The organism is Streptomyces sp. NPDC001970 (genome assembly GCF_053594115.1).
Genome location: NZ_JBSFDW010000015.1, coordinates 103,706 through 118,539, shown reverse-complemented (window position 1 = coordinate 118,539; position 14,834 = coordinate 103,706). Strand labels below are relative to the sequence as shown.

The 14,834-nt window shown below is 71.5% G+C and carries 9 protein-coding genes and 1 pseudogene; 7 read left to right on the top strand and 3 right to left on the bottom strand.

Going from position 1 to position 14,834, the window contains the following annotated elements; translation table 11 throughout:
• Positions 1-32 precede the first annotated feature (32 nt).
• The gene (locus ACWCP0_RS19845) at positions 33-1,397 is read left to right on the top strand and encodes a GH1 family beta-glucosidase (protein ID WP_451080095.1); all 1,365 of its coding nucleotides are present in this window, start codon (positions 33-35) and stop codon (positions 1,395-1,397) included.
• A 102-nt stretch (positions 1,398-1,499) separates the two neighbouring features.
• Here the strand turns inward: ACWCP0_RS19845 and ACWCP0_RS19840 are convergent, their stop codons facing one another.
• Positions 1,500-3,293: a serine hydrolase gene (locus ACWCP0_RS19840; protein WP_451080094.1), complete on the bottom strand. Its 1,794-nt coding sequence runs from the start codon at positions 3,291-3,293 to the stop codon at positions 1,500-1,502.
• Between the two features lie 150 nt (positions 3,294-3,443).
• Here ACWCP0_RS19840 and ACWCP0_RS19835 point away from each other — a divergent pair, with 150 nt between their 5' ends.
• The 4 genes and pseudogenes from ACWCP0_RS19835 to ACWCP0_RS19820 all read left to right on the top strand — a co-directional run bounded on the left by ACWCP0_RS19835 (position 3,444) and on the right by ACWCP0_RS19820 (position 8,466).
• The gene (locus tag ACWCP0_RS19835) at positions 3,444-4,553 is read left to right on the top strand and encodes an NAD(P)H-dependent flavin oxidoreductase (protein ID WP_451080093.1); all 1,110 of its coding nucleotides are present in this window, start codon (positions 3,444-3,446) and stop codon (positions 4,551-4,553) included.
• The gene (locus ACWCP0_RS19830) at positions 4,550-6,145 is read left to right on the top strand and encodes an acyl-CoA synthetase (protein ID WP_451080092.1); all 1,596 of its coding nucleotides are present in this window, start codon (positions 4,550-4,552) and stop codon (positions 6,143-6,145) included. The genes ACWCP0_RS19835 and ACWCP0_RS19830 overlap by 4 nt, the downstream gene beginning before the upstream one ends.
• Before the next feature lie 296 nt (positions 6,146-6,441).
• Positions 6,442-7,038 (top strand): annotated as a pseudogene (locus ACWCP0_RS19825) (MFS transporter); the annotation flags it as partial.
• 327 nt (positions 7,039-7,365) lie between these two features.
• Positions 7,366-8,466 carry a calcium:proton antiporter gene (locus ACWCP0_RS19820; protein ID WP_451080091.1) on the top strand — a complete coding sequence of 367 codons (1,101 nt, stop codon included), beginning with the start codon at positions 7,366-7,368 and terminating at the stop codon, positions 8,464-8,466.
• Here the strand turns inward: ACWCP0_RS19820 and ACWCP0_RS19815 are convergent.
• Complete coding sequence (locus ACWCP0_RS19815; RefSeq protein ID WP_451080151.1) at positions 8,456-10,885, bottom strand: penicillin acylase family protein; 2,430 nt, start codon at positions 10,883-10,885, stop codon at positions 8,456-8,458. The genes ACWCP0_RS19820 and ACWCP0_RS19815 overlap by 11 nt on opposite strands.
• A gap of 136 nt (positions 10,886-11,021) precedes the next feature.
• On the opposite strand from ACWCP0_RS19815, the gene ACWCP0_RS19810 reads away from it, so the two are divergent.
• Entirely contained in the window at positions 11,022-12,521 is a 1,500-nt protein-coding gene (locus ACWCP0_RS19810) for an acyl-CoA synthetase (RefSeq protein ID WP_451080090.1), read from the top strand.
• Positions 12,522-12,530: 9 nt separating this feature from the next.
• On the opposite strand, the gene ACWCP0_RS19805 is transcribed toward ACWCP0_RS19810, so the two are convergent.
• Entirely contained in the window at positions 12,531-12,713 is a 183-nt protein-coding gene (locus ACWCP0_RS19805) for a hypothetical protein (protein ID WP_351225081.1), read from the bottom strand.
• 500 nt (positions 12,714-13,213) lie between these two features.
• On the opposite strand from ACWCP0_RS19805, the gene ACWCP0_RS19800 reads away from it, so the two are divergent.
• On the top strand, positions 13,214-14,833 hold the full coding sequence (locus ACWCP0_RS19800; protein ID WP_451080089.1) for an alpha/beta hydrolase: 1,620 nt from the start codon (positions 13,214-13,216) through the stop codon (positions 14,831-14,833).
• Position 14,834 lies beyond the last annotated feature (1 nt).

Below are 14,834 nucleotides of genomic sequence, written 5' to 3'. Positions count from 1 at the left end.
CACCCCGGACGACCACACCCGAGAGGAACTCCGTGTCCGACCCGAACGAACCCGGATCCCTGCCCGACGACTTCGCCTGGGGCGTCGCCACGTCGGCGTACCAGATCGAAGGAGCCGTCACGGAGGACGGCCGCACCCCCTCCATCTGGGACACGTTCTCGCACACTCCCGGCGCCGTCGACAACGGTGACCACGGCGACGTCGCCTGCGACCACTACCACCGCTGGCCCGAGGACATCGCCCTCATGAAGGAACTGGGCGTCACGGACTACCGGTTCTCGATCGCCTGGCCGCGTGTCGTCCCCGGCGGCGACGGGCCGGCCAACCCCGCGGGACTCGACTTCTACGAGCGTCTCACCGACGGCCTGCTCGACGCCGGCATCACCCCGCACGCCACCCTCTACCACTGGGACCTGCCCCAGGTGCTGCAGGACCGCGGCGGCTGGCCCGCCCGCGACACCGCCGAGCACTTCGCCGCCTACGCGTCCGTCGTCGCCGGAGCGCTCGGCGACCGCATCACCCAGTGGTGCACGCTCAACGAGCCGCTCTGCTCCGCCTGGATCGGCCACCTGGAAGGCAGAATGGCCCCCGGCCTGACCGACATCCGGGCCGCCGTCCCCGCCTCGTACCATCTGCTCCTCGGCCACGGGCTCGCCACCGAGGCCATCCGCGCCGCGTCCCCCGGCGCGCGCGTGGGCATCGTCAACAACCTCAGCACCGTCGAGCCGGCCGGCGGTTCCGATGCCGACGTCGAGGCGGCGCGCCGCATGGACGGTCACACCAACCGCTGGTGGCTCGACCCCGTCCACGGACGCGGTTTCCCCGCCGACATGCTCGAGGTGTACGGAGTCGGACTCCCCGAGCGCCCGGGGGATGCCGGCACCATCGCCCAGCCGCTGGACTGGCTCGGCCTCAACTACTACTTCCCGATGACCGTGACCGCCGATCCCGCCGGCCCGCCGCCGTTCGTGCGACAGGTGCGCCGCCCCGGCGTCCCCCGGACCGGCATGGACTGGGAGATCGACGCCGGCGGCCTGGAGAGCCTGCTGGTCCGCCTCACCGACGAGTACGGGGCACGCGAGCTGTACGTCACCGAGAACGGCTCGGCCCACCCCGATGTCGTCGGCGCCGACGGCCAGGTGCACGACCCGGAGCGCACCGCCTATCTGGACCAGCACCTGGCCGCCTGTGCCCGCGCCGTACGCCGGGGAGCGCCGCTCGCCGGGTACTTCGCATGGTCGCTGCTCGACAACTTCGAGTGGGCGTACGGCTACGACAAGCGGTTCGGACTCGTCCATGTCGACTACGGCACCCAGAAGCGCACGGTCAAGGGCAGCGGACGGCACTACGCCGACATCATCCGTCGCCACGGAGACGTGAACCGCCGCGTCGCGTGACACCACACCGCCCCGGACGATGTCTGCCGTGTCGTCCGGGGCTTGTCGCGTCGTCCTGTCGTCACGCACCTGCGCGGCCCGGCGAAGCCGGTCCGGCCCCCGTCAGTCCGCGGAGGCCGTCCACCCCACCGCCTCGATCCGCCCCGCATCGCCAGGGCGCCGCTCGTCGAAGAGGACCCGGGTGCCGTCCTCGACGCGCAGGCCGTCCACGTACACCCCCCGCCCCACGTAGAGCTGGTCCGTCGTGTACCGCCACCGCAGCCGGACCGGCCGGCCGCGCCAGGCGACCAGGGACGCGTCGAGGCGGTGCCACGCGCGCCCGGACCAGCCGGTGGCCGAACCCGCCGGATGGAGCTCGGACTGCTGCCCCTTGCGCACGGTCGTGAAGGGCACCGGCTGCCACGTGGCGCCCGCATCCGACGAGGCCTCCAGGAACACCTTGTCCGAGCCGGGCTCGGTGTCCCACCACAGCGAGCAGCACAGACCCGCGCGGTCGCTCTCCGGGGTGATCTCGGGCAGAGCGAGCGTCGCGGTCGTGGCGCCCGCCATCCCGGAGAACCAGGCCGTGCGCCCCCGCTCCGGGCGCACGGCGACGGCACGCGCCATGTTGGTCGCCGCGGCGACCCTCGGCGCGCTGCCGGAGCGCCAGCTGCGCACCGGGTGCACGGAGTTGCCGAGGACGACGAGGAACGAGTCGGTCGACGGGTCGAGCACGAGGCTCGTGCCGGTGAATCCGGTGTGCCCCGCCGTGCGCGGAGTGGCCATCGCGCCCATGTACCAGTGCTGGTAGAGCTCGAAGCCGAGGCCGTGCTCGTCACCGGGGAACGCGGTGTTGAAGTCGGTGAACATCAGTTCCACCGACTCGTCGGACAGGATCCTGGCCCGCCCGTACGCCCCGCCGTTGAGCAGCGTCCGTGCCAGCACGGCCAGGTCCCAGGCGCACGAGAACACCCCGGCGTGTCCCGCGACCCCGCCGAACCCGTACGCGTTCTCGTCGTGCACCTCGCCCCACACGAGGCCTCTCTCCAGCCCGGACCACGGCAGTCGCGCGTCCTCGGTCGCGGCGATCTTCGGCTTCCACGAGGGCGGCGGATTGAAGCGCGTGCGATCCATCCCGAGCGGGGCCGTGATCCCGTCGTGGAGCAGCCGGTCCAGACCGAGCCCGGTGATCTTCTCCAGGATCAGCTGCAGCGAGATCAGATTGAGGTCGGAGTACAGGTACTTGGTGCCGGGCGGGTTCGCCGGCGCCTCGTTCCACAGCAGGCGCAGCTGCCCCTCCCGCGTCGGCTCCTTGTACAGCGGTATCCACGCCCGGAACCCCGACGTGTGCGTGAGCAGCTGCCGTACGGTGATGTCCTGCTTGCCCGCCGCCCCGAACTCCGGCAGATACGCGGCGACCCTCTCCTCCAGCTCCAGCGCGCCCCGCTCGATCTGCTGGACGGCCAGGATCGACGTGAACAGCTTGGACACCGAGGCGAGATCGAAGACGGTGTCCTCGGCCATCGGGATCTGCTGCTCGGCCGGGAACTCGAGGCCCGTGTCGGTCGCCTGGTCGTACGCCGCGTACCGCAGCGCCATGCCGATGGGACGGTGCAGGGCCACCGTCCCGCCACGGCCCGCGAGCAGTACGGCGCCGGCGTACCAGGGGTGCTTGGGGGAGGGGGAGAGGTACTTCTCGGCGTCCGCGACCAGCTTGTCGAGGTGCGCGGCGATGAGCCCCGCCCGCTCGGGAGAGCCGCGCCGCAGCGTCGTACGTCCATGGCGGGATCCCGGACCCGGGGCCGCCGCTGCGGCGCCGACCGGAAGCGGTCCGATCACCAGCGCACCTCCCAGTGCCAGCACCCCGCCGCCGAGCCGGCGACGGCTGATCCCTCTGCCCGCCGAGGCATCCGTCATACCTCACCCTCCCTGAAAGAATCCTTCGGGAATTGCACAACACGTGAAACTTTCTTACCAAGGTGAAGAGGCGTCAAGACCCGACAGAAATCTGACACTGCATCAGAAAATCTCTTCCCTCGGCCGTTCCGCTGCGGCATCCTGCCGCCCATGGAGACGGAGCTGAGCAAGAAACTGGGAGTCGAGCACGCCATCTTCGGCTTCACGCCGTTCCCCGCGGTCGCCGCCGCCATCACCAGAGCGGGCGGCTTCGGCGTCCTCGGCGCGGTCCGCTACACCGCACCCGACGACCTCGCCCGCGACCTCGACTGGATGCAGGAGCACACCGACGGAAAGCCGTACGGCCTGGACGTAGTCATGCCCGCCAAGAAGGTCGAAGGCGTCACGGAGGCCGATGTCGAGGCGATGATCCCCGAAGGACACCGCCGGTTCGTCGAGGAGACCCTCGCCAAGCACGGCGTACCGGCACTCCCCGACGGCGAGGCGGCGGGCTGGCGGATCACCGGCTGGATGGAGCAGGTCGCCCGCGGCCAGCTCGACGTCGCCTTCGACTACCCGATCAAGCTCCTCGCCAACGCCCTCGGCTCCCCGCCCCGCGACGTCGTCCAGCGCGCCCACGACCACGGCATCCTCGTCGCCGCCCTCGCCGGCAGCGCCAAGCACGCACGCCGCCATGCCGAGGCGGGCATCGACATCGTCGTCGCGCAGGGCTACGAGGCGGGCGGCCACACCGGCGAGATCGCCTCCATGGTGCTCACCCCCGAGGCTGTCGACGCCGTCGCGCCCCTGCCGGTACTCGCCGCCGGAGGCATCGGCAGCGGCGAGCAGATCGCCGCCGGACTCGCCCTCGGAGCCCAGGGAGTCTGGCTCGGCTCGGTCTGGCTCACCACGACCGAGGCCGACCTCCACTCGCGCGCCCTCACCGCGAAGCTGCTCGCCGCCGGCTCCGGCGACACCGTCCGGTCCCGCGCCCTGACCGGCAAACCGGCCCGCCAACTGCGCACCGAGTGGACCGACGCCTGGGACGACCCGAACGGCCCCGGCACCCTGCCGATGCCCCTCCAGGGCCTGCTCGTCGCCGAGGCCGTCTCCCGGATCCAGAAGCACGAGATCGAACCGCTGCTCGGCACACCGGTCGGCCAGATCGTCGGACGCATGAACGCCGAACGCAGCGTCCAGCAGGTCTTCGACGACCTCACCAGCGGCTTCGAACGTGCCATGGACCGCCTGAACCGCATCGCCGGAAGGAACCAGTCGTGAGCGGACGGCCGAGCAGCGGACAGCCGACCAGTGGACAGCCCGACGGTGGACAGCCCAACGGCTTCTGGGCGCAGGCGACGGCCGACCCCGACCGCACGGTCCTGATCGCCCCCGACGGCGAGGAGTGGACCGCCGGCCGGCTGCACGCCGACGTCAACCGGCTCGTCCACGGGCTGCGCGCGGCGGGCCTCGAGCGGGGTGACGCCTTCGCCGTCGTCCTCCCCAACGGCGTCGAGTTCTTCACCGCGTATCTCGCCGCGTCCCAGGCCGGGTTCTATCTCGTCCCCGTCAACCACCACCTCGTCGGCCGCGAGATCGCCTGGATCGTCGCCGACTCCGGCGCCGAGGTCCTCATCGCGCACGAACGCTTCGCCGCCGCTGCCACCTCCGCCGCCGACGAGGCGAAGCTGCCCGCGAGCCACCGCTACGCCGTCGGCGGGATCGACGGCTTCCGCCCGTACGCCGAACTCCTCGACGGGCAGCCCGATTCGGTGCCCGGCGAGCGCACCCTCGGCTGGGTCATGAACTACACGTCCGGCACCACCGGCCGGCCGCGCGGCATCCGCCGCCCGCTGCCCGGCAAGCTCCCCGAGGAGACCTACCTCGGCGGCTTCCTCGGCATCTTCGGCATCAGGCCCTTCGACGACAACGTCCATCTCGTCTGCTCGCCGCTCTACCACACCGCCGTGCTGCAGTTCGCGGGCGCGTCCCTGCACATCGGCCACCGGCTGGTGCTGATGGACAAATGGTCGCCGCAGGAGATGCTGAGGCTGATCGACACGTACGCCTGCACGCACACGCACATGGTCCCCACCCAGTTCCACCGGCTCCTCGCCCTGCCGGAGGAGGTACGGGCGGGGTACGACGTCTCGTCGATGCGGCACGCCATCCACGGCGCCGCGCCCTGCCCCGACCACGTCAAGCGGGCGATGATCGAGTGGTGGGGCAACTGCGTCGAGGAGTACTACGCGGCCAGCGAGGGCGGCGGTGCCTTCGCCACCGCCGAGGACTGGCTCAAGAAGCCCGGCACGGTCGGCAAGGCGTGGCCCATCAGCGAACTCGCGATCTTCGACGAGGACGGCAACCGGCTGCCGCCCGGCGAACTCGGCACCGTCTACATGAAGATGTCGACCGGCGGCTTCAGTTACCACAAGGACGAGGCCAAGACGCGGAAGAACCGCATCGGCGACTTCTTCACCGTCGGCGACCTGGGCGTGCTCGACGACGACGGCTACCTCTTCCTCCGCGACCGCAAGATCGACATGATCATCTCGGGCGGCGTCAACATCTACCCCGCCGAGATCGAGGCCGCACTCCTCACCCACCCCGCGGTCGCCGACGCCGCGGCCTTCGGCATCCCGCACGGCGACTGGGGCGAGGAGGTCAAGGCCGTGGTCGAACCGGCCGCGGGCCGGATCCCGGGCCCGGAGCTCGCCGTGGCGATCCTCGACCACTGCGCGGCCAGGCTGGCAGGCTACAAGTGCCCGAAGAGCGTCGACTTCATCGACGCGATGCCCCGCGACCCGAACGGCAAGCTCTACAAGCGCCGCCTGCGCGACCCGTACTGGGAGGGCCACGACCGCCCGCTGTGATCCTCAGAGGGTGTTCGGCTCCCTGTGGAGTCGTTCTCAACCGATCTGGGCTTCGGACTCTTCGGGTCTGTCGGGTCTGTCGGGTCTGTCGGGTTGGTGGTGCGGGAGTCGCGATGGACTCGGCGCAAGGGTCAAACTTCTCCCGTCTCGCCCCGGTATGCACCGTTGTGCGCCCTTCGCTTCTGCCGCTGGGCCTCACGCCTGGACCGGGGAGGCTGTCGTCCGGTACTCCGTGATCATGTCGGGAGCCGGCCGAACCGGTCCTGTCCGCCTTGCGGGTCGAGCGCCGCGTCCCGGGCGTGTCCTTCCTGCGGCGACATCCGGTACTACGGGCCCTGACCGTCTGTCTGTCCTTCTTCAGCTTCCTGACACTCGGCATGAACGACCTGCTCATCTATCACCTCAAGCACGATCTCGGCCGGAGCGACGGCACGGTCGGCACCGTCTTCGCGGCCGGGGCGATGGGCACCATCACCGGAGCACTGCTCGTGGCCCCGGTCCGCCGAAGGCTCGGCTTCGGCGCCACGTGGATCGGCGCCGTGGCGGTCTGCGGAATCGCCCTCGCGGGCATCGGCTCGGCCCAGAGCGTGCCGGGCATCGCGGCCCTGACCGCCGCCTTCCTGGGCTGTGTCGGCGTCGCAGGGACCTGCTCCATGTCGCTGCGCCAGGAAGTGACCCCTGACCACTTGCTGGGACGGGTCACTTCGGCGTTCTGGACCATCCACTACTCGGCGGCCCCGCTCGGAGCGGCCGTTCTCACCTGGGCCGCGCAGCGCCACGGCACGGCGCCGATGGGCCTGGCCGCCGGAGCGGGCTGTCTGCTCATAGCGGCGCTGGCGCTGCTCACCCCGGTCCGCAGTCCCCGTCCGGAGCGTTCACACGGTCCTGCCTGACCGCCTGCGCCATGCTCTGGGCGGGCTGCCCCGTGGCGGCATCCGCGACGCGCCCGCCTGGACCGTCTTCCCCGCCGACACCTTGCCGGACGGCGCGGCCGGCAGCCCTTCGCGGGCCTCCAGGTCCCCCTGGGCGTGCCCCGTCGCAGGTCGTCCTCGCCTGGACCCGCACGCTCCGGTGCCGTGCATCCCGTTGCGGAGACCGGCTCCTGGGTGTTCGGCGAGAGCAGCGCCCGGCTCGACGGGCGCTGACGGACCCTCGGCGGGAGGCCTCTATCGGCGCAGCAGCCCGCGCGGCCCGCTCGGGCTCCTGGCAGCGTGGGCCGCATGAGGACCGGCACGAGAGCGCTCACGGCACGGTGGACCACCTGGGCACCGGTCGCCGCCGCGGTGGCCCTGGTGCTCGGCTGGGGGCGCGCCCTCCCGGCCTTCGCCGTCGTGGTCGTCGCACTCTGCCTGGTCGGCGCCGTGCTGGCGGCCGTGCACCACGCCGAGGTCGTCGCGCACAGGGTCGGCGAACCGTTCGGCTCCCTCGTGCTCGCCGTCGCCGTGACCGTCATCGAGGTCGGCCTCATCGTCACCTTGATGGCGGGCGGCGGCGCGAAGGCGTCCACCTACGCCAGGGACACCGTCTTCGCCGCCGTCATGATCGCCTGCAACGGCATCGTCGGACTGTCCCTTCTGGTCGCCTCTCTGCGCAACCGCATCGCCGTCTTCCACGCCGAGGGCTCTGGCGGCGCACTCGCGGTCGTCTGCACCCTCGCCACCGTGACCCTGGTGCTTCCCACCTTCACCACCGGCCGGCCGGGCCCCGCGTTCACACCGGCCCAGCTGGCGTTCGCCGCCATCGCCTCGCTGTGCCTGTACGGGCTCTTCGTCGCCGTACAGACCGTCAGGCACCGCGACTACTTCCTGCCCGTCGTCCGTGACGGCCAGGAATCGGATCCCGACGAGCACGCTCCGCCGCCCGCGGTCCGCCAGACCTGGTGGAGCGCGGCGCTGCTGTTCGTGGCGCTCGTCGCGGTCGTCGGTGACGCCAAGGTCGTCTCGCCCACCATCGAGGAGGGCGTGGAGTCGGCGGGGCTGCCGAAGTCCGTGGTCGGCGTCGTCATTGCGCTCATGGTCCTGATGCCCGAGACCCTCGCCGCCGTGCGCGCGGCACGCCGGGACCGGATGCAGACCAGCCTCAACCTGGCCTACGGCTCCGCCATCGCCAGCATCGGACTGACGATCCCGGCGATCGCGCTCGCCTCGGTGTGGCTGCCGGGCTCCCTGATCCTGGGTGAGGACGCCACCCACATGGTGCTCCTCGCGCTGACTGCCGTGGTCAGCGTCCTCACCCTGGTACCCGGCCGGGCCACGCTGCTCCAGGGCGGCGTCCATCTGGTGCTGTTCGCCGCCTTCGTGTTCCTGTCGTTCAGTCCCTGACGCGTACCACCTTCAGCTGCGGCGAGCGCAGGATGTCCTTCTCGCAGAAGCGCGCCGTCACCCAGCGTCCGTCCGCGTACAGCCCGGTCTGGTCGCTGTAGTGCGGCGACACCGGGTTCGACGACTGGGAGTACGTCAGCAGGGTGCGGGCGTCGGGGCACGGGCCGCCGTTCCAGCCGACCGCCTGGATGTGGCTGGAGCCGTGCGCGACCTCCGCGTACCCGCCCGCGGCCGGGCTCCAGACCGGCTCGACCTTGTTCCAGATGCCCAGCGCCTCCGTACCTCCGTGAACGGGGATGCGCGTGCCGTTCCGTACCACGAACTGGGCCGCACCCAACGGCGCGTCCAGCGGGATTCCGGCGGCGCGCAGCTCGGCCACCGCGTCGGTCAGGGCCTTGGCGAAGCCGGGTGACGACGTGTTCAGGGTGTGGGGCGTGCGGACCGGGTCGGCGGCGGAGAACGGCACCTTCCAGTGCTCCGCCGACGGCACCGACGCCGTGAACCTCCGCCAGAAGCGGTCGAAGAGCAGCGCCCCCCGGCTGGCGGTGTTCACCGTACGGTCCCAGCCCGCCAGCACCCCGCACGCCTCGGTGTCCTGCGGCAGCACCGTGGGGCAGGCCTTCGCCGCGTCGGCCGCGGCCAGATCGCCGGCCGGCGCACGGTTCGCGAACTGCTGGCGCTGCAGGTCCGTGACCGTCAGCCGGCCCTTCGCCGCCATCGCCGCGACATCCTCGATCGCGCCGCGCGTGCGCAGCGAGCGAGGCGTGGCGATCGTGCCGAAGACCCGCTCGTAGCCGGTCAACGGGCGGTCGGCGTTGGTCAGCCAGGCGCTGTCGTTGGAGTTCTCGGCGTACGGGGCGTCCTTCAGCACCGGCATCCTCGAAGGTCCGAAGATCCCCGGCTGCACCGCGTCCGGGTCGGTGCCCATCGCACAGTCCGTGCGCGCGCCGTCGAGCACGGCCACGCCCGACGCCGGGTAGGTGACCTTGCCGAGCGGCGTCGAGCAGCGCGCGACCAGCTCGTCGGTGAGGCGCGGCAGGACCTGCGCCTGGGTGAAGAGGGAGTGCCCGGAAGAGTCCGCCGCGACGGTGTTGACCCACGGAAGGCCCTGCGTGCGGCGCAGGGTCCGCAGGATGTCGTCGGTGGAGCGGGCGCGGCCGAAGCCCAGCGCGGTGTCGGAGCCGCGGAGGTTGGCCGCGTTCGGATCGTTCAGCGCGTACGCGGTGGTCGCCGTCCAGGGCAGTGGCAGCGAGGCGCCGAGCGAGGTGACGACCGGTCCGTAGCGCGTCCACCACTGCGTCCGGGTGATCGCCGGACCGTCCTTCACCGGCACGGTGACGGTACGCCGGGTCATCCGCTCCGGCTTCCCGCCCACGAGATACGCGGTCGGGTCGGCCGGATCCAGGGTCAACTGGTGCAGATTGAGCGTGACACCGGTCGCGACCGTGTGGCTCCAGGCGACCCTGTCGTTGAAGCCGATGTTGACCACGGTCGTGCCCAGCAGCGAGGCGCCCTGGACGTTCAGCTCACCCGGGATGGTCTGCTGCGACTGCCAGAAGCGGCGGCCGCCCTGCCACGGGTAGTGCGGATTGCCGAGCAGCAAGCCGCGCCCGTTCGCCGTGGTGCCGCCGCTGAAGGCGACCGCGTTCGAGCCCATGTCGGCACTCCCGGCGGCGAAGAGCTCGCGGGCGGCGCGCGCGGTCGCCGCGGGGTCCGGCGCCGTACGCGTGGCCGCTGCCGGGTCCGGCGCCGTACGCGCGGCGCCCGCGGCGGCGGCCCCCGCACCCGGCGGCTGAGCGGCGGTGATTCCCTCGATGCCACGCCCCTGCCCACCCAGGACCGATACGGCGAAGCCGCGCCGGGCCACGTCGAGCATGCTCACCGGACTCACCCAGGCCGCTCCCGCGCACCCCGGATCGCTGATGCGGTGCTGCTTCAGCCAGGCGTTGTAGCCGGCCGCCCAGCCGCGCATCAGCTCCTTGACCTGCCTGCTCGGGCCGGCCGGCGCGGGTGCGGCGAGCAGCTTCTCGACCGTTCCCGCGTTCCGTACCCCCCGGAAGTAGAGATCGCTCGACAGATTCCTCGTGGCGGACGACAGCGAACCGTCGGGCGCCGCGTCCGGGCCGAAGTGGCGTGACCGCTCCCCGCGTACGGTCACGAAACCGTCGGCGAGGGTGCACACCTGGTCGGCCGCCTGCGCCCAGCCGGTGCCGAAGCCGAGGTCCGCCCAGTCCTGCGCGACGATGTGGGGTATGCCGTACTCGGTGTACCGGATGACGGCGGACAGCCCGCCGCCCGAGGGACGGTGCCGGTCCTGGTCACGGGAGCCGGCGGCCGCGGCGGGCGGCAGTGAAGCGGTGGCGGTGACCAGGGCGAGACCCGCCAGGACCAGGTGTCTCAGACGCGTGCGGAAGAGCAACGTGCCTCCCAAGAGGGCTGTGATGAAGGCCGGTTGGTACATGCACGCAGCACGGACCCTCCGTGTCAACATCCCGTTCGGTATCCGTGTGTGCGGCATGCTTGACCCGCGCGGCGGCGCCGCCCAGGATCCAGCCATGGCAGTCACGGATCGTCTCCTCAGCAGCACCGTCGACGGCGTGCTGCGCCGCAGTGCCCGGCGCACCCCCGACCGCACCGCCGTCCGCTACGGCGACCGGTCCTGGACCTACGCCGAGCTCGACCGTGCCGTCAGCACCGCGGCCGCCGTGCTGAGCGAGCACGGGCTCGGCCGGTACGACAGGGTCGCGGCCTACGGGCACAACTCCGATGCCTACCTGATCGCCTTCCTCGCCTGTTCCCGCGCCGGGCTCGTGCACGTCCCGGTCAACCACAACCTCACCGGCGAGGATCTGGCGTACATCCTGCGCCAGTCCGGGAGTTCCCTGGTCCTTGCCGACCCGGGCCTCGCCGAGCGCGTTCCGGCGGGCTTCGCCGTGCGCCCCCTGCGCGACAGTGACGACTCGCTGCTGACCGCACTCGCCGAGCCGCGGCCGTACGACGCCGACCGGGACGCCCACGAGCTCGTCCAACTGCTGTACACCTCCGGAACCACCGCGCTGCCCAAGGGCGCGATGATGACCCACCGGGCGCTGGCGCACGAGTACGCGAGCGCGATCGAGGCGCTCGACCTCCGGCCGGACGACCGGCCGGTGCACTCGCTTCCGCTCTACCACTCCGCCCAGATGCATGTGTTCCTGCTGCCGTACCTCGCCGTCGGCGCGGAGAACACGATCCTCGACGCGCCGGACGCCGCAAGGATCTTCGACCTGGTGGAGGCGGGGCGCGCCGACAGTCTCTTCGCGCCGCCCACGGTCTGGATCGGACTGTCCGACCACCCGGAGTTCGCCACCCGCGACCTGAGCGGCCTGCGCAAGGCGTACTACGGGGCGTCGATCATGCCCGTGCCCGTACTCGAACGGCTCCGGGAGCGACTGCCGGAACTCGCCTTCTACAACTGCTTCGGCCAGAGCGAGATCGGTCCGCTCGCCACGGTGCTCGGGCCCGCCGAGCACGAGGGGCGGATGGACTCGTGCGGGCGTCCCGTCCGCCACGTCGAGGCGAAGGTCGTCGACGAGGACGGCAAGGACGTCCAGGACGGCACCGCGGGAGAGATCGTCTACCGATCGCCGCAGTTGTGCGAGGGCTACTGGGACAAGCGCCAGGAGACCGAGGAGGCGTTCCGCGACGGCTGGTTCCGCTCCGGTGACCTCGCCGTCCGTGACAGCGAGGGCTACTACACCATCGTCGACCGGGTGAAGGACGTCATCAACTCCGGGGGAGTGCTGGTCGCTTCACGCCAGGTCGAGGACGCTCTCTACACCCATCCATCGGTTGCGGAGGCCGCGGTCGTCGGGCTCCCGGACGACCGCTGGATCGAGGCCGTCACCGCCGTCGTCGTTCCGCGCGACGACGTGACGGAGGACGAGATCCTGGCCCACGCCCGTGAGAAGCTTCCCCACTTCAAGGCCCCGAAGCGGGTGCTGTTCGTGGACGAGCTGCCGCGCAACGCCAGCGGGAAGATCCTCAAGCGGGAGCTGCGCGACCGGTTCGCCTGACAGCTGACGTCACGGGCCGGGCGGATACGGCAGCGCCTGCTGCGGAAGCCCGCCCATCGGGGGCATGCCCGACCGCATGACCTGCTCCAGGCTCCGCAGGGTCTGCTCGGCCTCCCGGCGTGCTTGCGCGGGCACGTCACCGCGCTCCGTGACGAGCCGGTCGTAGATCGGCGCCTCCTGCCACACAGTCAACAAGCCTTTCGTCAAAGCGATTTCCGCTCCCCTGGAACCGGGAGCAGCTGCCGAGCTTAGCCGGTCGTGGGGGGCGGTCCGTCACCGGCCTGCCGCGTCAGCGGGACCGGGCCGCGAACGCAGCGGTGGTCGTGTCACCCGGATCGATCCCCTCGTCGGGAAGCTGCCGGAGCCCGACGTGGAGCACAGGCCGACCTGCTCGCCTCCGAGCGCAGCGAGGCCACGTGTGCACAGGGCCGGCGACGCCGCGGGCCCCGGTAGCGGGAGCTCCGTCAACGCCGGGTCGGAGTGGATCCGACTTTCACCGCCAGGGCTGTCGGCCTCGGACCACAGCCGGCCTCGGCCGACGATGTACACGCCTCGAGGAGCTCGGTCGGCCCGTTCGGCCGCGGTTGGCTTGCGCGCCTTGTCCGGTCGCGGTGCTGTCTATGCGGGTGCGTGCCGATGTCCAAGGCATCGGTGGCATCAGGCTTTCAGCGATGAAGCCGGAAGGACGGAGCATGCCCATACCCGGATCCACGGCGGGCCGCCGGCGCTGCGCCGCGGCCGTCGCCGCAGCGGTGTCCTGTTCCACCATATTCACCGGGCCGGACCTCGCCGCGGCCGGCGCGCCGTCACCACCGGTGCCCGCCCCGAAGCTGGACTGGAGACCCTGCGTCCAGGGCCATCAGTTCGACTGCGCGACCGCGAAGGTGCCGCTGGACTACCGCGACCCCGGCCGCCGCACCATTGAGCTGGCAGTCGTCAAACGCAGGGCAACCGGGCCCGGACGGCGCATCGGCACCCTGTTCTTCAACCCCGGCGGCCCCGGCGGCCCCGGAACGGTGCAGATGCCACAGAATTACGAGTTCTTCCCGCGAGAGGTGCGGGAGCGGTTCGACATCGTCAGCTGGGACCCACGCGGGGTCGGCAACAGCACCGCGGTGAACTGCTTCCACACTCCTGAGGACGCCGACGCCTGGATGTCGAGCAAACCGGCCGGCCTCCCGGTGGGCGAACAGCAGCGGACGACCTGGATCGCCGCGTACAAAGATCTGGCCCGGCGCTGCCAACAGCGTGACCCCGAGCTCCTGCGCCATGTGTCGACCGCCGACACCGCTCGCGACCTCGACCAGCTCCGCCAGGCGGTGGGCGACCCCCAACTCACCTACCTCGGGATCTCCTACGGTTCGATCCTCGGCGCCACCTACGCCAACCTGTACCCCGACAAGGTCCGCGCCATGACCATCGACAGCAACATCGACCCGCAGGCCTGGACGAACCACGCCTCCGACGACGACCCCCGGCTCCCGACATTCCTGCGCATGGGCTCGGACGTCGGCGCCGCCGCAATTCTGGACCGGTTCCTCGCCCTGTGCGGCTCCACCACCACCGCCCGCTGCGCCTTCTCGGCCGGCAGCCCGGAAGCGACCCGGGACAAGTTCGACCAGCTGATGCAGCGCCTCAGGGAGCGTCCGCAGGGCGCGTGGACGTACGGCAGGACGGTCGCTGACGTGGTGAGCGGCCTCGACGTCGTCCACCCCGGATGGACGTTCCTCGCCGGCAGGCTGCAGGCCCTGTGGCAGGGCCGCGTCCCGGAGCAGTCCCCACCCCTACCCGCACCGCCGGTCCCGAATCCGTACACCGGCGATGAACAGGCGGGTGCGGTGCTCTGCTCCGACAGTCCCAATCCGCGCAACCCCGGCGCCTATCATGCGCTGGAGGAGGCCAGTGCCACCCGTGCGGGCGATGCCGGACGCTTCTGGACCTGGGCCGGCGAGCCGTGTTCCACCTGGCCGGCCGTAGCCGCCAACCGTTACCGCGGCCCGTGGAACAAGCCCACGGCGCACCCGGTCCTGGTGGTCGGCACCACCTACGACCCCGCCACTCCCTACCGGGACGCGCAGGCCATGGCCCGAGAACTGGCCAACGCCCGCCTGCTCACCAACAACGGCTACGGGCACACCGCACTGCTCAACCCCAGCAGCTGCGTCAACGACCACGAGAGCCGCTACTTCATCGACGGCACCCTCCCGCCGGCCGGAACAACGTGCCAACAGGACACGCCCCCCTTCCCCGCGTCCAAGCCGCAAGGCGGAGTCACCACCGGCGGCGGCGCGATGACCGACATCGCCTCCTGAG

Excerpts from the sequence above, each read along its gene's own strand:
- ACWCP0_RS19840 (WP_451080094.1), bottom strand. The coding sequence starts at position 3,293 with ATGACGGATGCCTCGGCGGGCAGAGGGATCAGCCGTCGCCGGCTCGGC.
- ACWCP0_RS19835 (WP_451080093.1), top strand. The coding sequence starts at position 3,444 with ATGGAGACGGAGCTGAGCAAGAAACTGGGAGTCGAGCACGCCATCTTC.
- ACWCP0_RS19820 (WP_451080091.1), top strand. The coding sequence starts at position 7,366 with ATGAGGACCGGCACGAGAGCGCTCACGGCACGGTGGACCACCTGGGCA.
- ACWCP0_RS19810 (WP_451080090.1), top strand. The coding sequence starts at position 11,022 with ATGGCAGTCACGGATCGTCTCCTCAGCAGCACCGTCGACGGCGTGCTG.
- ACWCP0_RS19800 (WP_451080089.1), top strand. The coding sequence starts at position 13,214 with ATGCCCATACCCGGATCCACGGCGGGCCGCCGGCGCTGCGCCGCGGCC.